This is a genomic window from Rhodococcus sp. NPDC057529, from assembly GCF_042802055.1.
Lineage (GTDB): Bacteria > Actinomycetota > Actinomycetes > Mycobacteriales > Mycobacteriaceae > Rhodococcus_F.
In genome coordinates, this window is the sequence record NZ_JBHVEY010000020.1 from 144,131 (window position 1) to 164,030 (window position 19,900).

The following is a 19,900-nucleotide window of genomic DNA, read 5'->3' on the forward strand; positions in this document are numbered from 1 at the left end:
CCAGGGCACAGCTACAGCAGATGTCCACCACAACCGAAGTGAGGATCCGGCGTACTGCTGCGTCGGGACGGAGTGATCATGAGTACCGAACCAGGCAAGCAACTGCACGAGGAACCACAGTCCGAACGCGGCCCGAAGGGCTCACGCGACGCGGGCCCCGCCCAGGCCGGAACAAACCAGGCCGGCCGCGAGCAGGGGTCCCTGGATCAGGAGGAAGTCACCTCCACCGCGGAGCCGGGCAGCAACCCCGCGCCCGCCGGCGGCTCGCTGCCGCCCGAGAATGCGGAACCGGCGATACCGCCGTACGAGGGCCGAACCACCAGCACGCAGGAAGGACGCCCGGAGCACGACGACCACGTCGATGCCAGCGGAATGCAATCGCCGAAACCGGAGGACACCCCGCGCGGCGCGGTGGCCTCGCCCGCCGAGGAGAAGCCCGCCGCGGACGCCCCCGAGTCCGAGGGCAGCGACCCCGGAGTGGGACCCGCGCATCAGGCAGGCGTCGGCAAGGCCGAAGACAAGAAATAAGTCCACTGTGCCGGTGGCGTCGCAGGCAAACGCGTTCGTGACGACAACCCGTCAGCATTGGTGGCTCGCCGGCAATACATGTGACGAGCGTGCTCGTCGTGCAGCGGTACGACCGACGCCGCGCTTTGCTCCGGGACCCCATCGGACTGGCCACAGCCACGGTGACGGAGCCGTATTCGATCGACGTCGCGTAGGCGTTTCGTACGGGCGGCGACGTCCGCTGAGGAAGGCCACACGTTTACCTGCATCCCCCGTCGGGCACCCGGAACGCACATCGACCGACGAGAGGTGTGGTTCCCAGTGCGCGCAGTCACCTGGCAAGGCAAACGGAAGGTCAGCGTCGATACCGTCGCCGATCCGAAGATCGAACAACCGACGGACGCCGTCATCAAGGTCACCACGACCAACATTTGCGGGTCCGACCTCCACCTGTACGAAACACTCGGCCCGTTCATGACAGAGGGAGACGTTCTCGGCCACGAACCGATGGGAATCGTCGAAGAAGTCGGCGCGGAGGCGGGTGACCTGAAGGTCGGCGACCGCGTGGTGATCCCGTTCCAAATCTCGTGCGGCACCTGTTTCATGTGCAATATGAAGTTGTACACGCAGTGTGAGACCACGCAGGTCCGCGAGCAGGGCATGGGAGCGGCGTTATTCGGCTTCTCGAAGCTCTACGGCCAGGTTCCGGGAGGACAGGCAGAGTACCTCCGCGTCCCCCAAGCCCAGTTCACCCACATGAAAGTCCCCGAGGGACCGCCGGATTCCCGATTCGTCTATCTGTCCGATGTATTGCCCACGGCATGGCAGTCGGTGGAGTACGCCGCCATCCCCGCGGGCGGGTCGGTCACCGTACTCGGCCTCGGCCCGATCGGAGACATGGCAGCGCGCATCGCTCAGCACAAGGGCGCACGGGTCATCGCGGTCGACAATGTCCCCGAACGCCTCGCCCGCGCCAAGGCCCGGGGCATCGAAACCCTCGACCTCGACGAGCACGGCAGCGATCTCGCCGACGTGATCCGCGACGCGACCGACGGCCGGGGCACCGACTCGGTGATCGATGCGGTCGGCATGGAGGCACACGGTTCGCCGATCGGCAAGCTCGCCCAGCAGATCGTCGGGTACCTTCCGGACGCGGTCGCGGCGCCGCTCATGCAGAAGGCGGGTGTCGACCGTCTCGGTGCACTGTATTCGGCGATCGACATCGTTCGCCGCGGCGGAACCATTTCCATCATCGGGGTCTACGGCGGCATGGCCGACCCGATCCCCATGCTCACCCTGTTCGACAAGCAGATCCAGCTGCGCATGGGCCAGGCCAACATCAAGAAGTGGGTGGACGACATCATGCCGCTCCTCGGCGACGACGACCCCCTCGGCGTCGACACCTTCGCCACTCACACACTCCCCCTCGAACAGGCGCCCCACGCCTACGAGATCTTCCAGAAGAAGCAGGACGGGGCGGTCAAGATCCAACTCACACCCTGAAAACGGACTCGTCCAGCCGAATCGGCGCACGGAACGGGTCGGTGCAGTCAAAATCCTCTAGTGCCGCAGCACCGGACGAATCACCTCGTCGAGGTGTCCGTGGTGCCTATAGATGACGGCCTCGGCGGGGGTGAGGTGACCGTGTGCCCCCCGAAACTGCGGCCTCCCGGTGCCCGGCGGTAGCTCGCAGGCCCAACCCGTTGTCGGAGCATTTCTGCTCACCCCGACTGTCGAATTGCCCCGGACGCTGCCCCGGAACGGATCCAAGCGTGGGTGAGGCTGGCGGAGCTGTGGCAGAACGCCGGCTTTCAGGACACCATGAGACTTCGGGCCGAACGCATTGCCGCCGATCGCGCTCACCCCGGCGCGGGGTTGCACCGTGACAGGCAGCAGTGATTCGCGACTTTGTCGGCGGCCGCCGGACCCGCATGATGCTGCGGCGCAGAAGTTTCGGACCGATGATCACCGGACTCGACCCGTCCTCCCCGGAAAAGGGGGCCGTTGAGTGGACCTCGGTCGCAGCCCATTTCGCACAGGTTCTGAACCGGCCGGGCGGTCGCGAACTGCGGCTCCGAGGGGTCGACTGGGCTGAATGCTGCGCGCGACCTACGATGTGAGCGGGATGTCGAACTCCCCATGATGATCAATGGTTGGGGGCTGCGCGGAGACCTTGACCCCCAGGAACCGACTGACCATGTGAGCTATGGCGGCGCGCCGGAGACCGAGATGATGCGGCGAGGCGTCCCGCATCGGTGACCACAAGCCAGCTGATGCATCAGCGGATCTCGCGCAAGAGAAGGTAAATTCGGTGGCTGCCCCGCCCCTCGTTCCGTCGTTCGCGGGGTAATCCTCAGTCCCCTCCCGCGGGATGATCCTCAGTCCCCTCCATCGGAAAGGCCACCGTGACCGAACCCCCTGACCTCGTGAACGACGAGGCACGAACCGACGACCGCATCGACCGCCGACATCCGTCCTCTCCCAAATGGATCGACACGCACGTCCATCTCGTCGACTTCCTGCAGCGGCCGGGGCAAATGCCCGACCTCCGGGACAGTCTCGTCCGCAACGGCGCCACGCGGGCAGTGGTGTTCGGACTGCCGGTGAAAAAGAAATGGTCGACCGCCGAACCTGTGCGGCCGGACTACTACCTCGACGACAACGCGCCGTGCCACTATCACTCGCTCACCGACGCGACGGTCCTCGACGTCCTCCCAGACCTCGAGTCGGACGGCGTGCTCGAGGTGGCCCCGCTGGTCTGTGGGTTCGACCCGACCGACCTGCTGGCGATCGAACACCTCGACTTCGTGTGGAGCAGGTCCGACCGCTGGGCCGGTGTCGGCGAGGTGATGTTCCGGCACGACGACCTGACCAACCTGACGTCCGGAGAGGTGCCGTCACCGGATCACGTCGCGATGGACGCCGTTCTCGACTTCTGTGCGCAGAACGACGCGCCGATCTCGCTGCACCACGATTCGAGTTCGGTCGGGATGCCCGATCGGCACGAATATGCCGGAAGCCTCTCCAATGCCCTCGATCGTCATCCGTCGACGTCGGTGGTCTGGTGCCACGCCGGGGTGTCCCGACAAGTCGACCCGTCCGGGCAGCTCGATCTGGTGCGCCGGATGATCGAACGGCATCGCAATCTGACGGTCGAGTTATCGTGGGTGTTGCTCGACCGTATCGCCGACGAGAACGGTGCGGACGAGGACTGGGTGAGGCTCGTTGCGCGAGAACCGGATCGCTTCGTGGTCGGCAGCGACACCGTGGCGCGCGCCGACACGGTCGACACCCGGGGTGCTCAGATCCGGACCCTTCTCTCCGCGCTTCCGGGCAGTGCGGCCGAACGGGTGGCTTTTCGTAACGCCGAAGCCCTGTGGTTCGGATAGAGCGGTGGGATGGGCAGAGGCGTGGGACGGGCAAGGGCCGCGGTTCGGATCGCCCGGAACGGGGTATCGGATACCTCTACAGGCGAAACGGGAAAAGGGGCCCTGATGCAGGTCGAGCACGTCACGGTAGTCGTTCCGGCCCACGACGAAGAGGCACTGCTGCCCGCATGCGTGACCGCGCTGCGCGCCGCTGCCACGCGGGTGCCGGTCCCGGTCCGGATCGTGGTAGTCCTCGACGCCTGTTCGGACGACTCGGCCGCGGCGGTACCGCCCGGCGTGGATGTCCTGGCCGTGAACGCCCGCAACGTGGGCGCCGCCCGCCGGGCAGGCTTCGCCGCGGCGCCCGTTCGATGCAACGAGTGGTTCGCCACGACCGACGCCGACTCGCAGGTGCCGGACAACTGGCTGGCTGCGCAGCTCGCGCACGCTACACGGGGCGCCACGGTAGTCGCGGGCACCGTGACCGTCACCGATTGGTCGGACTGGCCGGAGCATGTGATGGTGCGGTACGCACGGGAATACCGCCCCGGTGTGCATCACGGCCACGTCCACGGCGCGTCGCTGGGCTTCGCGGCCGACCTGTACCGCGGCGTCGGGGGTTTCGCCGAAGTCCCCGCGCACGAGGACACGGAATTGGTCTCCCGCATGGTCGCGGCCGGGGCGAACATGGTGTGGGCGATCGATGCGCCGGTCGAGACGTCCGCGCGCAGGCATGCCCGCGCACCGGAGGGCTTCGCCTCGTATCTGCTCGAACTGAACGACCGATGACGGCGGGGCGTGATGTGCTCGCGGGCACCGCGGAGGCCGTGTGGTCGGTGATCCGGTCCGGCGGCGCCACACCGCCCTTGCCCGGGGCCGGTGCCACGGCTGCACGGTGGGAGTGGCTCACCGGGCGGTGCCGGCGGAATCTGTCGGTCGGCCGCCTGCTCGAAGCGCATGCCGACGCCGATGCGATCCTCGCCGAGATCGACGGCGCGCGTGCGGGTCCGGGCGAATTCTGGGGCGTGTGGGCGAGTGAACCGCCGCAGCCGGTTCTGACCGCGCGGGAGACGGCGGGCGGGTGGCGCCTCGACGGCACGAAGGCATGGTGTTCCGGTGCCGCGATGTGCACTGATGCGCTCGTCACGGCCCGGGTCGACGGTGAATCACGGTTGTTCGCGGTGGATCTGCATCATCCCGGCGTCGCGCCAGGATTCGGGGGCTGGCACAGTCCGGGGATGGCGGCCACCGGAACGGAGTCGGTGACGTTCGTCGACGTCCCCACCCGGGCGGTCGGTATCCCCGGCAGCTACCTGAACCGGGCGGGATTCTGGCACGGCGGCATCGGGGTGGCGGTCTGCTGGTTCGGTGGTGTCCTCGCGGTTTCCGAGCCACTTCGCGTGCGGGCCCGGGACGGCCGGGCGGACGGTCACCAGCTCGCCCACCTGGGCGCCATCGACGTCGCGACCAGTGCGGTTCGGTGGTCCCTCGCCCAGGCCGCCGCCGAGGTCGACGCCGCTCCGACCGATTGCCGTGCCGCTACGTTGCGTGCCTTCCGAATTCGCGCTCTGGTCGAGAGGACGGCCACCGAGGTGATCGACCGAGTCGGACGTGCTCTCGGTGCGACACCGCTCGCGACGGACGCCGCACACGCCGGTACCGTCGCCGATCTGTTCGTCTACATCCGGCAATCACACGCTGAACGCGACCTCGAAACCCTCGGCAGGCTCGCAGCGCAGGAGGAACAATGATGACTCCATTGGCGAACGGTCACAGGTTCCGCGACATTCCGGGTACCGGCCGCGGCACACCGGAGGCGACGTGGCGGAACTGGCTCGCCGCCGAACAGTTTCCGCTGCTCGCCACCGGCCCAGCGACCACGCGGTGCCGTGGACGCGGGTACGTGTGCACACCGCGAGCGCGGCAGAGATCGAACGCAAGAACCGCGCCGTCGCCGAATTCCGTAGCCAGATCCATCCGTTGTCGCAGGATCCGCGCGACGCGCCGATTCTGCCGCCGTGGGTCCTGGCGCGGCTGACACGTGCCACCGAGACGGTGTTCTAATGGGCCCGTCCTACTTCGACGCCATGTACGCAGCGTCGCCCGACCCGTGGGGGTTCGGCGATCGGTGGTACGAGCAGCGCAAATACGCGCTGACCCTCGCCGCCCTGCCCCGTCCCCGCTATCGCCGTGCGTTCGAGCCAGGGTGTTCGATCGGGATTCTCACCGCGGCGCTGGCGCACCGTTGTGACGAATGACGAAGTCGTCGCCACAGACGTCGCGACCCGGGCCCTCGACCTCGCGCGCGCACGGCTGGACGCGGACGGGGTCCTGGGCCGCGTCGAGTTGCACCAGGCGTCGCTGCTCGACCCGTGGCCGCCCGGCCGATTCGATCTGATCGTGCTCAGCGAGGTCCTCTACTACCTCGACGACAACGGGCTGGCCACGACTATCGCCCGGGCGGTCGCCGCCCTCGAGGCGGAAGGCATGCTGATCGGCGTCCATTGGCGGCATCCTGTCCCCGAATACCCGCCGTCCGGTGGGGTCGTCCAAGACGCGATCGCCACCGGGACGGGCCCGTCCCGGTCGCAGCCTATTGCGATGCAGACTTTCGCCTCGACGTGTACACGCGGGGACCAGCGCCGTCTGTCGCGGCGGCGGAAGGGCTTGTCTGATCCACTACAGGGTAGGGCCGACTTCGAGGAGGACCGCAGTTTCCGTGAGCCGGGTTTCGGGTAGGCGTGATCGATGAACGAGGATCTGCACGCCGAACCGGAACCCGACGATCCGCGGAAGCCGGATTCGCCTGCGGACCTGACGAAACCGTCCTGGTGGTATGTCATCAGGAAGACGGCGCACGAGTTCACCCGGGACCAGTGCACGGACCTGGCGGCCGCGCTGACGTACTACGCGGTCCTCTCGCTGTTCCCGGCGCTGCTGGCGCTGGTCTCGTTGCTGGGGGTGTTCGGGCAGGGACAGCGCACCACCGACGCGGTCCTGCAGATGGTCGACGATCTCGGACCGTCCTCCGCTGTGGACACGCTGCGCGACCCCATCACGCAACTGGTCGAGACGCCGACCGCGGGCACGGCACTCGTCCTCGGCCTGCTGGGTGCGGTGTGGTCGGCGTCCGGCTACATCGGGGCGTTCGGACGCGCGATGAACCGCATGTACGAGGTCGAGGAGGGGCGTCCGGTGTGGAAGCTCCGGCCCCTGATGCTGGCCGTGACCATCGTCGGCCTGGTCCTGGTGGCCGCCGGCGCGGCGATGCTCGCCCTGAGCGGCCCCGTCGCACGCTCGGTGGGGGAGGCGGTCGGATTCGGCGACACCGCCCTGACCGTGTGGAACATCGCCCGCTGGCCGTTCGTCCTCGGCATCGTCGTGGTAGCCGTGGCCATCCTCTATTACGTCACACCCAATGTGCGGCAGCCGAAGTTCCGTTGGATCAGCGCCGGCGCGTTCCTCGCCATCGTGACGTGGATCGTCGCGTCGGTCCTGTTCGGTCTGTATGTCGCGAACTTCGGCAGCTACAACAAGACCTACGGCTCCCTGGCCGGTGTCATCGTGTTCCTGTTGTGGTTGTGGATCACCAATCTGGCGTTGCTCTTCGGTGCCGAACTGGATGCCGAACTCGAACGCGGACGGGAGTTGCAGGCCGGCATGCCGGCCGAGGACGAACTGCAATTGCCGCCGCGAGATACCCGGGTTTCGGACAAGAACGCGGAGAAGTACGAGCAGTATGTCCAGCAGGGCAAGGCATTACGCGAGAGTGAAGGTGACACCGCCGACCTCGATGCGGTGGAGCGGTAACCGGCGTCGGAATTGTCGGTCTGCATCACCCGGCTCGCCGGGATGCAGCGAGTGGAGGAAATTCTCCGTGTCGAACTTACTGCCTCCCGGCGACGCGTAACCGGCGATACCGCCCTACGACGGCCGCACTACGGGGCCACCTTCGGCTGGGCATGAGGATCGGCGAAAGCGTCGGATACCCCGCCCGCGCGCCGTCGGAACCCAGCGGACAGGTCCGTCCTTCGCCGCACTGCGCGGCCGGGCAACCCCGAGAACGAAGAATACTGCGCAGCCAATCCGGTTCGCGACGTGGGCAAACGCGCCAGCACGCGGCGTTCGAGCATCTCGGCTGCAGACCCACTCAGGTGTCAGTGGGGCAGTGGGGCAGTGCGCAGCAGCCCAGCTTGGCTGATACCGCCGCGAGGTTCCCGTCGTACCGGCCTTGGGCTACCTCGTTCATGAACTGCTCGGCATCGTCGATGTCGAAGGCCTGTCGAGTTGCACGGCGTTGAGGTGGAGGAAGGTCCATGCCCCGCCCATGGGTGCGCTTGTTCCCGACTAGCGCGTGATTGCGGGCCCGCGAATGCAGCAGCGCGGCCGCCTTGTCGAACAACCCCGGGTACACGTCCAAACCGAACGCGATGGCCCGGGAGGCGGGCTACCGCCGCCGCGGTCAGGCCGTATTCGTGCACCTCGAGCAGCTGTGCCGACCGTCAAGACGTCATCGAGGTCCAGGAACTCGGTCAAGCGAGCCGACGGTTGAACTCGGCGGACCTGTGGTCGATGAGGCGGGCGGCGTTGAGCACGCGGTGCTTGTGCTCGCTCACGCCGGCGATGGCCGCGTCGTGCACGGGGGTCTTCAGTAAAACGCCCGGCGCTCGGCCGCCGCCTCGAGGGCCGCGTGTTCCTCGTCGGTGAACGTGATGTTGAGCGAGGGCATACCCCAACGGGATCAAATGGGTGCCGAACAAGCACCACTCGCGCCGGCAATCTACCCACCTCGCACGCGGATGTTCCCAACCCGGTGCTCTCTGTCTTCCGGTGCAACGGGTGAGCCCGCCACCCGATCCGGCGCATCCTTCTTCTGCCGTGCTGCGCGAGTCGGTGCAGTTATCGAAATTGCTGGCGCAGCACACGCGGATCGGGCTTCCCGGGCTGCCGGTTCGTGAGACGTTGGGATCATGAGCCCCACCGCCCGCGTCCCGGAATCGGTGCTCGACGATGTCCGGGAGCGTGCCCGCACGCCGGCCGTCACGTGGCTTCGACGGGGTGCGGTCGTGTTGCTCGCACTGATCGTGGCGCTCGGTGCGGTCGGGCTGCTCGGTGTCCGCAGGGGCACGGCCCACGCGGCGGGCGGCGGGTACGCCCTCACCCTCACGTATCCGCGCCTCGCGCGAGCGGGACTAGATGTGCCGTGGGACCTGACCGTCCGCAAGCCCGGCGGGTTCACCGAGCCGGTGGTGATCGTCGTCGACTCCGACTACTTCGAGATGTTCGAGACCCAGGGGTGGACACCGGAACCCTCCGCGGAGACCAGCGATGCCTCGCGGACCTACATGTCCGTCGATCCGCCACCGGGGGACACCCTCACCCTGGGTTTCGACGCCTACGTCCAGCCTCGAGTCAGCTCGGCCATTCGGGATCGGTGTCGGTGTCGGAGAGGGAAGTCGACGTGGTCACCCTGGAATTCACCACCTGGTTGGTGCCCTGATGGAGATCGTGATCCGGGCGGCGGTCGTCTTCCTGTTCCTGTGGGTGATCACCCGCGTCGTCGGACGGTCGACCGTCGGGGAACTGAGTACCTTCCAACTTGTTCTCTATATCGTCATGGGTGACCTCGTGCAGCAAGGGGGTGACGCAGCAGGACTACTCCGTTACCTCCGCGGTGCTCGCGGTCGGAGTCTTCGCCCTGCTCACCCTGGCTCTTGCCTGGGCGAATGCGCGGTTTCCGCAGGTGCGTGGCGTGACGCACGGTGTGCCGGTCATCATCGTGCGCGACGGGATACCGGACTCGGACCGGCTGCGCTCGGAACGGATGTCGCTGGACGACCTGATGGCGGATGCGCGGCAGAAGGGTATCCGCCGGTTCGACGAGATCGAGCTCGCGGTGCTCGAGACCAACGGACGGGTGTCGTTCTTCACCCGGGCCGGTGGTCCGGCCGAGGGCACGCCGGAACAACCCGGCATCACATGAAGCGAGGGTGGGTCTGTTTGGTTCCTGGTGTTCCGGAAATGCGCGGGCTCGGCGCCGTCGTCCGTTTGCGCTGGGGGCCAATCTTCCCTCACAGCATTTCGCTGCGTGCGCGTCGTGTTGCGATTGACTGGACGTCGTCACCGTGTGGGTAGGGGAAATCCGGGTACCCGGATGCCAGATCTGTTCGCTCGAACGCCGAGCAGACCGTACTCAACGGAGGACCGTTTTCGATGACCGCTCAGCCTCCGGATCCTGATCCGGCGAACACCCCCGATCTCGAGCCGGGCGGCGGTGTCCGACCGGGTTCGACTCCTCCGGACTCGGCACAGACGTCGGGGCTGTCCGAGCACGAACCGCGCACCAGTTGGTCGTTTCCACCCACCGGCATCGCCACCATGGTGGTCATCGGGGTGATCGTCGTGGTGTTTGTGGCGATCGCGGTTCTGCTGGTGCTCGATATCGCCGGAGTCCTCGACTGAAGACCCCAATAGTGGTGGGAGTCGCCCGTGGTGTCGACGAAGCGGGTGTGGTGTGCCGATCACCTCATCGTCGGAGTCGATCATCACCCCGCATGCTCCCCGGTAGGACAGGCGGACAGGTCAGCCGTGGTGTTGCGGCGCTGCCGGACGGGATCTTCCACGGGCGATGACCGGCCTACTGTTGGGTCATGCCGAGTTATTGCACGGCACTGCAGGTGACGGCGCACGACTCCTGCGGAGGGAGGTACGTGCCGGCAGTGGTGACGACGGGTCACGTGCACGCCGTGCACTGGCCCGATCCTCGGGGCCGGTCGTGGAGCGACATGGAAACCGTGTGCGGCCGATCGACGCGAGGAATGGTGCAGCAGGTGCACGTCGACCCGACGTGGCCGTTGCCGAAGTGGTCGCGCAAGGCATGTCTGGTGTGCGCGGCCAGAACGTAGAGCACACCCTCTGCGTTTGCTGTCCGCGGTGTGACCTGCCGTCGTTGTCTTCTCCATCCTCGATGGTCTGCCGCGAATGGGTGGCATGACACCCTGCGACGAGACTTCACGCCCTCCGACCGGGGAGGACCCGCGCCGCCATGACTACTTGGACCCTCTGGATCGGCGCCCTGCTGGTCGTCGGCGGCTCGGTCGCCCAACTGATCCATCAGGCAGCGGCGGCCCGCGCCCTCTGGGTACTCGCCGTGCTCGCCTTCGTCGCCACCGCAGTGGGGGCTGTGATCGTGTCCGGACTCTCGCTGCCGCTGCTGCTGATCCTCGTGCTCGCGATCGCGGCGACCGTCGCCCTGCTCGCGCTCACTCGGGAGCCGGCACGGTCGGCGGCCGCGCGACGCGGTACACAGTGACCACCTCCCTCTGTGCGATGGTTCTCGGTGTACTGCTCGGGGGATCCGCCCTGGCGGACCGCTGGCACGCCCGCCAGTCGGAGCCAGCGCGGATCGCGGAGTGATGTAGTTGAGCGAGCCGGCCCACCCGTGTAGGGACCCGATCGGGTGGTCGAACACAGGGACCTGCCGACGCTGCCGTGCAGGACGCGCAGTTGCCGTCCGAACCGGAGTGCGCCACAATTGTGTGCATGAGTGTTGAGCCGCTTCGGGAAGTCCGCAATCACTTCAGCGAGGTGATCGACCGCATCGAGCGTGAGCACGAGCGCGTGACGGTCACTCGCAACGGGCGCGCGGCCGCGGTCATCCTCAGCCCGGAGGATCTGGCCGAGCTCGAGGAGACACTGGCGGTCCTGAGCGACCCGGAGGCGTTGGCCGACATCCGGGAAGCGGACGCGGCGTATGCCTCGGGTGACGTCGTCCGCGGCATTTCCGCGGTACGAGCATTGCGCTCGTGACCCCAGACGGTCCCTTCGAACTGGTCCTGACCCCGCCGGCCGTGCGTGCCATTCGCTCCGGCCTACCCGAGGCGGTGGCGACGGCGGTCCTCGAGTTCATCACCGGTGCCCTGGTGGAGAACCCCCGTCGCGTCGGCAAGCCGCTGCGCGCAGACCTGTCCGGTATCCACTCGGCTCGGCGTGGCACCTACCGAGTGCTGTACCGCATCAACGAGTCACAACACGAGGTCGTCGTCCTTCGTATCGAGCACCGACGAGACGCCTACCGATCTGGTTGAGCGTTGCCGCGGGACTACGTCCCAACCGCTTCATCCAGAGGTTGTCGAGAACCGATCCTTTTCGATAGACCCTCTGAGTGTGACTCCCAGCGCTATCTGGCACGTTTTTGCCGACGCTATTTGGCACGGTGCTGTCCGTGAGGCATGCCCAGCCGCGGCACGCTGGCGTCACGATTCATGGCGATACGGGATCCGAGGTCGAACTGCCGGTGAAGGTTGCCTGGAACCTCCTGTCCTGTCCTGTCCTGTGGGTGTGCCGTAAGCGGATCCCCGTTCGGGACGACCGCCGAACGGTGCGGCCCCAGTCTATTGGGGTTCTTCTTGGAGAGCGCGGACCTCGATGCGTGAGCCCAGTGCGGCGGAGGCTTGTTCGGCCCAGGCGACGGCGGTGTCCTCGTCGGCGGCATTGATGATCCAGAATCCGCCGACATACTCGGTCGCCTCGACGAACGGTGCTGGGGTGTGTGTGGGAATGTCACCGGTCGCGTCGACGGTGATCGCGGTGGAGGGCGGATGCAGTCCGCCCGCGGTGACAAAGGCTTCAGCAGCAACGAGATCGGTGTTGAACTTTTCTACAGCAGCCATGACCTCCTCGAGTTCGGCGGGGTCCATGTCCTGCATCAAGTCCATCGTCGGCTCATCGGCGGTGTCATGCGGCAAGGTCAGGAAGTACTGTGGCATCGGGGTTCTCCTTCATTCGGGTTGGTGTTCTTTCACTCGGGTCGACCGTGCGCGGAGAGAAAACTCATCGTCACGACGTTGCCCCACCGTGACACCGCGCGTGGAAAGCGCGTCACGTGGATCGCATGTGACGACCCGGCGGTGAGCGCGAGTGGGTTCGCGACGCAACCGACATCTGCGTCGGTCATGACGTGCGTCCGAAGAGACGGTCGAGATGCTGGTCAATGGCTGCGAGCGCCGCTTGCGGTTCGATGACGTCGAGGTCGAGAAGGGGACCGAGGCCGGTCAACGCAAGGACGAGGTCCGTTTCGATGATCGGATCGCACTCGTGACGGATATGCCCCTGGCTGATCGCCTCCCGGATGAGACTTTCGACCATCGCACGTCCCTCCCGCAGTCCGAGGCCGACCTGTTGACGCAGTGATGGGTCGTGCATCGCTTCGAGCACGTAAGCGGCGTGCATACGGCTGGTGGCACGGGAGTCGGGTCGCAGAGGCAGCATCTCCGTGAGGACTACTCGCAGCACGTCGCGAGGATGCGGAGGTTGGTCGAGTGACCTCAGGCTTCGTGAGACTCGGCGAGAGGTCTGTTCTGAAGCAAACTCCATCGCGAAGGCCAACATCTCAGCGCGTGAGGAGAAGTAGTGCTGCAACTGCCCCAGGGAGACTCCGGCCTCGCGGGCGACTTCACGCATGGTTGCTCGTGCCCAGCCGTGCTGATCAACCACGCGCCAGAGCGCATGAGCGATCGACTCACGTCGCTCGTGATGATCAACCTGCTTCGGCACTCGAACCCCTCACTTTGGCAATACACATGACATAATACACCTGACCCAAATAGTTCGGCGACATGGAGTGCTGATGATGCATGAGCACGCGCTGCCCCTCACGTTCTGCAACCCCTCCGCTTTTGCGTTTGACTCCGAGACGGCGATCGCACTGCTCGCCGACGTGCATATTCGAAAGGCGATCGAACGGGGCGATTTTGACGACCTTCCCGGCAGCGGTAAGCCACTCGATCTGTCCGATGCCCATGACCCGGATTGGTGGCTCAAGAGCTTCATGAAACGTGAGGGGCTCGCTTTCCTGCCCCCCTCCATTGAGTTGCGCAAGGATGACGCCGCCCTGGACGAGCAACTCGATCAGCTATCGAACGCGAAGGCCGTTCGACACGAGATTGCCTAGTTCAACGAACGGGTGCTGCACGCTCGCTACCAACTGCCATCAGGACCGCCGCTGATCACCATGCCACGCGATATTGAAGCCACCGTGGCCGCATGGGCCGATCGCAAAGCGGCCCGATCTGAGGAAGCACACACTACGGCGCGTGAAGAAGCCAAGGCGACGAAGCGTTCTCACCGAGGCGTCTTCGGCAAAACTAGGTCGTCGACGACCGTGGCGTCGCACCGAAATGTGACCCGCAAAATAGTCCAGTATTCAGCCGAGGACCGCACTCCTGAACGGCCGGCTACTCCCGGACACCCTCGTCGACGAGATGAAAACCGTCGGCACGACCGACTCCACCTACGGCCTCGGCCTATGCAGGCACGTCATCCCCCTGCGGCATCATCGCCTACGGCAACGACGGCGAAGTCATGACCACCCAAACCTGGTCCTACACCAGCAGCGACCAACACCAAACAAGTCACCATCGCGCTCGGACCCAACCACTCCGTCGACCCGATGACGCCATCGACGACTAGACCGTGACCCGGATCGATCAGAGCGGACGAGATGGCAACCGGTTAGGGATCCCTCAGCGACTCATGGACCAGTGCCGTTCCCTACCTGCCGATGTGCTGACATAGCTCACCAATGGCGGCAACCGTGTTGTCGGTATGGCTATCGATCCAAACCGGACCATCGCCGCGCTTGCGCGGCAGCAGCATGCGTTGTCCCTGCGAGGGCCACTGCACGAAGTCGTAGCCGGCGAGGTCTGACTGAACGGTATCGGCCACCCAGACCGCGGCCTCAGTGAACGGAGCATCCATCGACAAGCCGTCGCAGCGGCTGAACCCACTGATGCCGTGTACGCCCTGCCAGCCAATGGTGACGACGTAGTCGCCGTTAACGGCAAGCTCCCACACCAATCCGCCCAGCCTGACGTCGCGCCCGTACCGCAGGCACCGCAGATCGCGGGCGACGGCTTCGAGGGCACGCACCCATACCTGCGGCGCCTCGACGTCGTGATCAGACCCGAGCGCCGGACCGCCGTCGAACAAGCCGAAGTGCCACACCAAACTGTCCTGATTCCACAAGTCCTGGATCGGCATAACGCCATCTTCGCGCGTCCGAGCTCCCCGCCCGTGTCATTAGCCTGATTGCCATCACGACGCTGTTACCTCGGTGACGATGCGGGTGTCGTGCGCGCCATCCAGCTCTGCATCACCGACCGCTGGTCGGACAGGGATACTCATCGGTTGCCTCCGCGTGTCGTTCCCCCGGGGCCGACCTGCGCGATCGTGTCCTCCCGGAGTTGGTGCCGAGCACCTGGTGGTCGAGTGCCCCGTCGGACGGGGCGGAAACGGCGGATCCGGCGAAGACCGCCATCGCGGTGGCCACACCCGTCGTCGCGTCAAGTCCGAGTGCGCAGGACGGTCCTGGCGGGCCGGAAATGAGCGGAGGGATAGTGACGTTGTCCCCTATCGAGGCGGTTGCTGTCAGCAGATGCTGAAGGTGTCGAAAGAGCGCATTGCGGCAACAAACTGGGACGCTATGGACTCTCGCCCTGGACCGGTGTCGGCGAGCACCGCCACGGACGGGCCTCTCACCACACGGGAGTGCCTGGATTTCCTGCGGTCGGTCCCCGTCGGGCGGTTGCTCTACACCGAGGACGCCCTGCCGGCGGTGCGGCCGGTGACCTTCGCCTGCCCGGACGGGCAGATCGTCATCCCGACCGGAGACAATCCGTGGTTCACCCGCTTCGAGGGCACCGTCCTCGCCTTCGAAACCGGAAACATCACCGCGTCGACGCGCACGGGCTGGTCGGTGCTCGCGATCGGCCGCGCCCGACTGTTCGCCGGCACGGACGGTCTCGGCGGGTTCGACGATCCCACCCGATCCCCGTGGAGCGGCTCTGCCGGCGATGGCTATCTCCTCATCGACATCGGATCGCTCAGCGGTCACCGCACCACCCTGCTCCGCCCCCGAGGCGATCACCGCTGACGACTTCGGTGCCGTGCGGAAAGCGAGCTAGTGAGCCCACGACAGCGGGAGTCGACCTCGAGGTGCAGGGGCAGACACCCGGTATCGAGCCGCAGGTAATCGGCCGGTTCCGGTGCCGATCGCTGATCGGTTCTCTCAACTGCTGCCAGGGGGTTCTGGGCGGAAGTACGCCTCAGGCGACACCCCGGGCGGAATCCTGTGAGCCTTGTGGTCAGGGTCGTCGTCGAGGGTGATCGTGAGTGACGTGCTGAACGCACCGGTGCTAGGTCGCTGGGGGCGGCGATACGGTTCGTCGCCGACATACCATGCATCCGTCGCGACGAAGTCGTAGCCGTCCTGAACTCCCTCCCCAGGTAAGCGGGTCCCACTCGAAGAACACTTGACGACCAGGCTCCAAACCCACGCGAGTCTTCGTCGACGGCGTCGTCGCGTGTATCCAGCAACCACCGGGCGTCTCGGGTGAGTCGATGACCCCCCAGCCCTCGTCGAGGTTCCAGCTACGAACGGTTCCGATCGTCGGAGACATAAGTCGATACTGCATCATCACCACGAACGTTCACTTGCCAATTTTCTACTCGGCAGGCCGGTGACAGCGTGATCCCGTTGGTGGATCGTCGTATGGCGTGCAGTCCGCACCGATCGGTTACATCGGCGGATTCCACGCCAGGTGTTCTTCTACGATGTACGAGGACACTGTCTGGAGGGGTCCATGAGCATCCGAATATCGCCGAACACACCGGAGGACGAACCGGGGAACACGTTGTTGCCGGTTCGCGACAGAATCGACGAGGACCTACGCACCCACCCAGCGGTGAGGCTTGCGAGCGAAGAAGTCCCCTTGATGCACCGCACCTCCGGCGAGCGATTCGGTCCGGTCCGGCTCATCGAGCGCGACTCCGATTTCGCCGTCGTATTCGCCGCAGATACGACCCGTTGGGCGGTTCTTGTTCAGCCAGGGAGAGATTCACCGAAGGCATCCGTCATCATCGGGGTACCCAATCCCCGTGCCAACTTCGGTCGCTCGTTTCGGGCTTCGTACTTGGAGCGGTTGAACGTCCATCAATCCGGCGATCCGTCCGTCGCGAGGGAACCACCAGAGTTCGGATGGATGGCGCTGGCCGGAATCGCTGCCGAAGGCGTGTCTCAGTTCGAAGTGAGGTCGTCGCTCGATTCAGACACCGGAGGTGTCGGAGCCGATGACGGAGTCGTCTTTGCGGTGCTCCGCGCGCGGTGGAGAGAGAAACTGCACGTCGCAGTAACCCTTGCCAGCGGCGAGATAGTCCACATCCATCATCCAAGCCTGCGTCCACCAAGTTGAGACAAATTGTGGTGGCCATATCGTGAGACCCAAGATGAATGCGCAGGTCGCAAGAAGATCGGCAACGGTCCCCGATCTGGACAAACTGATTCTGCGCGCAGACGAGCTTTAGTCGCAGACCTGCGGTGCGGCGAGAAACAATCCGCCACAGACGAAGGCACGGGATAGCTTCCACTCGTTGTCGGAACGCACGAAGGGGATTGGCCCCACAGGGTAAGGGGCCATGCGTTCGAGGTGGCCCTGGCCAGTCGCGTTGATCATGTCTGGGCCGACGGGTTCCACGGCGGTGAACTGGATGTACTGGGGTGAGGGTTGCGCACCCCAGGCCCGCGCGATCGGCAGGGTCTGGTCGCTGGGGCCCTCCAAGAGTCGCGCGCGGTCCTCCTCGCGTATCGAGTAGTTGGTGGTGGCGTTGTACAGGGCGGTCAGTTGCTCGGCGGTAGGCACGAGATCGGTGATTGGCGCCGGCGGAGGTGCGAACTGTGTGGATTGGACGAAGACGGTCGGATCGCGCGATTCGGTGTCATCGCCGAGCGAGCAGGCACAGGCCGCGATTGCGATCGCGACAAAAGCGCTGGCCCCTATCGCGACTTTCCTCACCCTCATGATCTGGGTATCGCCCCAAGCCGACGCAGCGTGACAAGCCCGTGCCACGCCCAAGCTCCCTGGATGCATATCCATCAACGATCAGGTGCCGGTCATCGATCGCGAAGCGGTGAACGCCTCGCACATCGCCCGGTCAGATGTGCGTTTACTCAATCTGAGCGGGGGTATGGCCGCTGCATGCCGCTGCGTTACGTCGATCCAACCAAGAGACATGGTCGAAGATACGAGCTCATCGAGCGCTTCGGGCGCTCGCGCGTAGGACAGGCTTACGTGCGTCATGTTGCTTCTCGCATTGATCCATGGGTGGAACGTGTAACTGGCGGAGCCCTGAATCAGGAGTGGGCGGTCCCTTCGGCGACGCTCGAAGCGACAGGTGCCAAGTCGGGTGTGCGGCGAGCGGTTCAGATCACCTACTTCCATGACGGCCGCGACGCTGTCGTGGTCGCCTCGAACTACGGTGGACCCAAACACCCGCAGTGGTATTACAACCTGATCGCGCACCCCGAGTGCCAACTTGGTGGCGAGAGATTTGTGGCGACCGAGGTCACCGATTCCGACGAGTATGCACGCTTGTACGCACTCGCCGTCCAGGTCTTCGCCGGTTACGGCGACTATCGTGCCAAGACGGCGCCGATGCGGCGTCGAATTCCCGTCTTCCGCCTTGAGCCGCGCTAGCGAAAAGACTCTGTTCCAGGAAGGATCCGCTTGCCGGACGGGTCGGGAACTCGACGCTCGGACGATCCGCCCCGGTCATCGTTTCCGCTTGCGGTCCCTGCCAAGAATTGACTCAGGGGCCGTCCGAGCGGCCGAAGACGAGTTCCGGTGTGCCGACGACAGGATCGCCTGGGTGTAGTTGCTGTTGCAGAATCGCGATTGCGGTCGTATCGAGGGTGCCCCGGGAAATGTGGCATTGCCCAGTCGAAGTCCTCGGTAGACCAGGCGACCTGGTGTCCATTCGCCTTCACCTTCACCTTCCATGGTTCTGTTGAACGGGGTCGCCTGATGAGCGAGCCCGCATGTTGGCGAACCCGTTGTTCGGCCCGAGCGGAGCGGAGAAGGATCCGGATTCGGGGTCTGTCAGGTCGACCAGGGGCGGGGTGAAGTCCATCAGTACAGGTACGTATATCGGTTCGGCGGTGATGTTCTCGTGGAACCACTGCATCGACTCGTCCCACTGAGGGTCACCCCGGCCGGCGAGGGCGCGTGATTCGAGGTCGGTGACCACCGGGCCGTTCCAGGTGAACAGTGCCGGATCGATCGGCGAGCCCACGGTGACGTCCGTGTACGCGGCACCGGTGACACCGTCACCGGAATGCTGTTCCAGGACGGCACCGGTGTCGGCGTCGACGACCAGACGCAGCGACGGAGAGGGCATTGCCCTGCTCTCGCGCGGCGCCAGATCCACCGACCAGCAGCGGCGTCCGAGGCAGTCCAGATCAGTCACCGGACCGGTGGGGCGGGCGTGGTGGTCCCCGACCCAGTGCGTGACGGGCCGGGTGATGGCCAGTTCCCGGCCGGGGCCGTAGAACTGCACGTTGCGGACTGAGGTGCTGCGCGGCCGCTGCGGATCTGAGGTGAAGTGCCAAGCGGTGTCGCCGTCGCTCACGAATATCGGGTCCCCGTCCATCGACTCGATCCGGGACCGGCGTCCCCAGCGATACAGGCGGACGCCGCCGGGCCGAAGGTGAAGCAAGACCGGGTCTTCACCGTACGAGGCAGAATAGAAATGCCATGGTTCGTCGGAGTGGCGGTACGGGACGACCACGCCCTGCACCGGCTGCTTCGGCCCGTCGGCCATGGTCACCAGCATTTCGACCCATTCGGTCACAGATCTCCTCCTCGTTGCAGTGCCCGGCAGCGTTTCGCCGACACGGTCGGTGATGGCGGCTCAGACATAAAGGACTCCGCCCGCTGCCTTCGATGACGGTGGGTAGGCGCAGGTGTCGGCCTGTTCCATCAGCTCGACCGGCACGTACTTGCGGAAGTCTTCGAGCCGGACGCCTTGCTCGTCGTACAGATTGCGGCGAGCGACCAAGGCCAGACCCGGATAGTTGAGGTGCCGGAAACGGATGTGTGAGTTTCGTCAAGTGATCTGGCCCCAGTGATCGGCATGAATTGCGGCCCCACTGGTGGGGGTCAGGCGCGTTTTCGGTGGTGGGTCTTGCTGGT

24 protein-coding genes and 1 pseudogene are annotated in these 19,900 nt (G+C 65.6%); 18 read left to right on the forward strand and 7 right to left on the reverse strand.

Annotated features, from left to right (window positions below; translation table 11 throughout):
- The first annotated feature begins 78 nt into the window (after positions 1-78).
- The 9 genes from ACFU5V_RS32135 to ACFU5V_RS32175 all read left to right on the forward strand — a co-directional run bounded on the left by ACFU5V_RS32135 (position 79) and on the right by ACFU5V_RS32175 (position 7,685).
- Positions 79-528: a hypothetical protein gene (locus ACFU5V_RS32135; protein WP_378703980.1), complete on the forward strand. Its 450-nt coding sequence runs from the start codon at positions 79-81 to the stop codon at positions 526-528.
- Positions 529-828: 300 nt separating this feature from the next.
- Positions 829-2,010: a zinc-dependent alcohol dehydrogenase gene (locus ACFU5V_RS32140; RefSeq protein ID WP_378703982.1), complete on the forward strand. Its 1,182-nt coding sequence runs from the start codon at positions 829-831 to the stop codon at positions 2,008-2,010.
- A 902-nt stretch (positions 2,011-2,912) separates the two neighbouring features.
- On the forward strand, positions 2,913-3,896 hold the full coding sequence (locus ACFU5V_RS32145; protein WP_378703984.1) for an amidohydrolase family protein: 984 nt from the start codon (positions 2,913-2,915) through the stop codon (positions 3,894-3,896).
- 105 nt (positions 3,897-4,001) lie between these two features.
- The gene (locus ACFU5V_RS32150; RefSeq protein WP_378703985.1) at positions 4,002-4,664 is read left to right on the forward strand and encodes a glycosyltransferase; all 663 of its coding nucleotides are present in this window, start codon (positions 4,002-4,004) and stop codon (positions 4,662-4,664) included.
- Complete coding sequence (locus tag ACFU5V_RS32155; RefSeq protein ID WP_378703986.1) at positions 4,661-5,626, forward strand: acyl-CoA dehydrogenase; 966 nt, start codon at positions 4,661-4,663, stop codon at positions 5,624-5,626. Before ACFU5V_RS32150 ends, ACFU5V_RS32155 begins: the two co-directional genes overlap by 4 nt.
- Positions 5,627-5,696: 70 nt before the next feature.
- On the forward strand, positions 5,697-5,939 hold the full coding sequence (locus ACFU5V_RS32160) for a hypothetical protein (RefSeq protein WP_378703987.1): 243 nt from the start codon (positions 5,697-5,699) through the stop codon (positions 5,937-5,939).
- Complete coding sequence (locus tag ACFU5V_RS32165) at positions 5,939-6,133, forward strand: hypothetical protein (protein ID WP_378703989.1); 195 nt, start codon at positions 5,939-5,941, stop codon at positions 6,131-6,133. Before ACFU5V_RS32160 ends, ACFU5V_RS32165 begins: the two co-directional genes overlap by 1 nt.
- Positions 6,123-6,614, forward strand: a complete 492-nt coding sequence (locus tag ACFU5V_RS32170) for a class I SAM-dependent methyltransferase (protein WP_378703991.1) — start codon at positions 6,123-6,125, stop codon at positions 6,612-6,614. Before ACFU5V_RS32165 ends, ACFU5V_RS32170 begins: the two co-directional genes overlap by 11 nt.
- 9 nt (positions 6,615-6,623) lie before the next feature.
- On the forward strand, positions 6,624-7,685 hold the full coding sequence (locus tag ACFU5V_RS32175) for a YihY/virulence factor BrkB family protein (RefSeq protein ID WP_378703993.1): 1,062 nt from the start codon (positions 6,624-6,626) through the stop codon (positions 7,683-7,685).
- A gap of 340 nt (positions 7,686-8,025) precedes the next feature.
- Here ACFU5V_RS32175 and ACFU5V_RS32180 read toward each other — a convergent pair.
- Together ACFU5V_RS32180 and ACFU5V_RS32185 are read right to left on the reverse strand one after the other, a co-directional pair.
- Positions 8,026-8,411, reverse strand: a pseudogene (locus ACFU5V_RS32180) (type II toxin-antitoxin system death-on-curing family toxin).
- Between the two features lie 876 nt (positions 8,412-9,287).
- Positions 9,288-9,512 carry a hypothetical protein gene (locus ACFU5V_RS32185; RefSeq protein WP_378703994.1) on the reverse strand — a complete coding sequence of 75 codons (225 nt, stop codon included), beginning with the start codon at positions 9,510-9,512 and terminating at the stop codon, positions 9,288-9,290.
- 4 nt (positions 9,513-9,516) lie between these two features.
- On the opposite strand from ACFU5V_RS32185, the gene ACFU5V_RS32190 reads away from it, so the two are divergent.
- The 5 genes from ACFU5V_RS32190 to ACFU5V_RS32210 all read left to right on the forward strand — a co-directional run bounded on the left by ACFU5V_RS32190 (position 9,517) and on the right by ACFU5V_RS32210 (position 11,962).
- Positions 9,517-9,858 carry a YetF domain-containing protein gene (locus tag ACFU5V_RS32190; protein WP_378703996.1) on the forward strand — a complete coding sequence of 114 codons (342 nt, stop codon included), beginning with the start codon at positions 9,517-9,519 and terminating at the stop codon, positions 9,856-9,858.
- A gap of 230 nt (positions 9,859-10,088) precedes the next feature.
- Entirely contained in the window at positions 10,089-10,337 is a 249-nt protein-coding gene (locus tag ACFU5V_RS32195; RefSeq protein ID WP_378703997.1) for a DUF6480 family protein, read from the forward strand.
- A 583-nt stretch (positions 10,338-10,920) separates the two neighbouring features.
- Positions 10,921-11,187 (forward strand): hypothetical protein, encoded by a 267-nt coding sequence (locus tag ACFU5V_RS32200; protein ID WP_378703999.1) that lies wholly within the window; start codon positions 10,921-10,923, stop codon positions 11,185-11,187.
- 230 nt (positions 11,188-11,417) lie between these two features.
- A complete protein-coding gene (locus ACFU5V_RS32205; protein ID WP_378704001.1) occupies positions 11,418-11,684 on the forward strand; it encodes a type II toxin-antitoxin system Phd/YefM family antitoxin in 267 nt (88 codons plus the stop codon).
- Entirely contained in the window at positions 11,681-11,962 is a 282-nt protein-coding gene (locus ACFU5V_RS32210) for a type II toxin-antitoxin system RelE/ParE family toxin (RefSeq protein WP_378704002.1), read from the forward strand. The genes ACFU5V_RS32205 and ACFU5V_RS32210 overlap by 4 nt, the downstream gene beginning before the upstream one ends.
- Before the next feature lie 306 nt (positions 11,963-12,268).
- On the opposite strand, the gene ACFU5V_RS32215 is transcribed toward ACFU5V_RS32210, so the two are convergent.
- Together ACFU5V_RS32215 and ACFU5V_RS32220 are read right to left on the reverse strand one after the other, a co-directional pair.
- Positions 12,269-12,643 (reverse strand): YciI family protein, encoded by a 375-nt coding sequence (locus tag ACFU5V_RS32215; RefSeq protein WP_378704004.1) that lies wholly within the window; start codon positions 12,641-12,643, stop codon positions 12,269-12,271.
- A gap of 184 nt (positions 12,644-12,827) precedes the next feature.
- Positions 12,828-13,430 (reverse strand): TetR/AcrR family transcriptional regulator, encoded by a 603-nt coding sequence (locus ACFU5V_RS32220; protein ID WP_378704005.1) that lies wholly within the window; start codon positions 13,428-13,430, stop codon positions 12,828-12,830.
- Positions 13,431-13,503: 73 nt separating this feature from the next.
- On the opposite strand from ACFU5V_RS32220, the gene ACFU5V_RS32225 reads away from it, so the two are divergent.
- The gene (locus ACFU5V_RS32225; protein WP_378704007.1) at positions 13,504-13,827 is read left to right on the forward strand and encodes a DUF1992 domain-containing protein; all 324 of its coding nucleotides are present in this window, start codon (positions 13,504-13,506) and stop codon (positions 13,825-13,827) included.
- Positions 13,828-14,426: 599 nt separating this feature from the next.
- Here ACFU5V_RS32225 and ACFU5V_RS32230 read toward each other — a convergent pair.
- On the reverse strand, positions 14,427-14,915 hold the full coding sequence (locus ACFU5V_RS32230) for a hypothetical protein (protein ID WP_378704008.1): 489 nt from the start codon (positions 14,913-14,915) through the stop codon (positions 14,427-14,429).
- A 442-nt stretch (positions 14,916-15,357) separates the two neighbouring features.
- On the opposite strand from ACFU5V_RS32230, the gene ACFU5V_RS32235 reads away from it, so the two are divergent.
- Positions 15,358-15,807: a pyridoxamine 5'-phosphate oxidase family protein gene (locus ACFU5V_RS32235; protein WP_378704009.1), complete on the forward strand. Its 450-nt coding sequence runs from the start codon at positions 15,358-15,360 to the stop codon at positions 15,805-15,807.
- A gap of 709 nt (positions 15,808-16,516) precedes the next feature.
- Positions 16,517-17,125, forward strand: coding sequence for a hypothetical protein (locus tag ACFU5V_RS32240; protein WP_378704011.1), 609 nt, complete (start codon positions 16,517-16,519; stop codon positions 17,123-17,125).
- Between the two features lie 108 nt (positions 17,126-17,233).
- Here ACFU5V_RS32240 and ACFU5V_RS32245 read toward each other — a convergent pair whose 3' ends face one another.
- Positions 17,234-17,731 carry a hypothetical protein gene (locus ACFU5V_RS32245; RefSeq protein ID WP_378704012.1) on the reverse strand — a complete coding sequence of 166 codons (498 nt, stop codon included), beginning with the start codon at positions 17,729-17,731 and terminating at the stop codon, positions 17,234-17,236.
- 177 nt (positions 17,732-17,908) lie between these two features.
- Between ACFU5V_RS32245 and ACFU5V_RS32250 the strand changes: the two genes are divergently transcribed.
- The gene (locus ACFU5V_RS32250; protein WP_378704014.1) at positions 17,909-18,406 is read left to right on the forward strand and encodes a nitroreductase/quinone reductase family protein; all 498 of its coding nucleotides are present in this window, start codon (positions 17,909-17,911) and stop codon (positions 18,404-18,406) included.
- 292 nt (positions 18,407-18,698) lie between these two features.
- Here the strand turns inward: ACFU5V_RS32250 and ACFU5V_RS32255 are convergent, their stop codons facing one another.
- Complete coding sequence (locus ACFU5V_RS32255) at positions 18,699-19,559, reverse strand: outer membrane lipoprotein carrier protein LolA (protein WP_378704015.1); 861 nt, start codon at positions 19,557-19,559, stop codon at positions 18,699-18,701.
- Between the last annotated feature and the right edge of the window lie 341 nt (positions 19,560-19,900).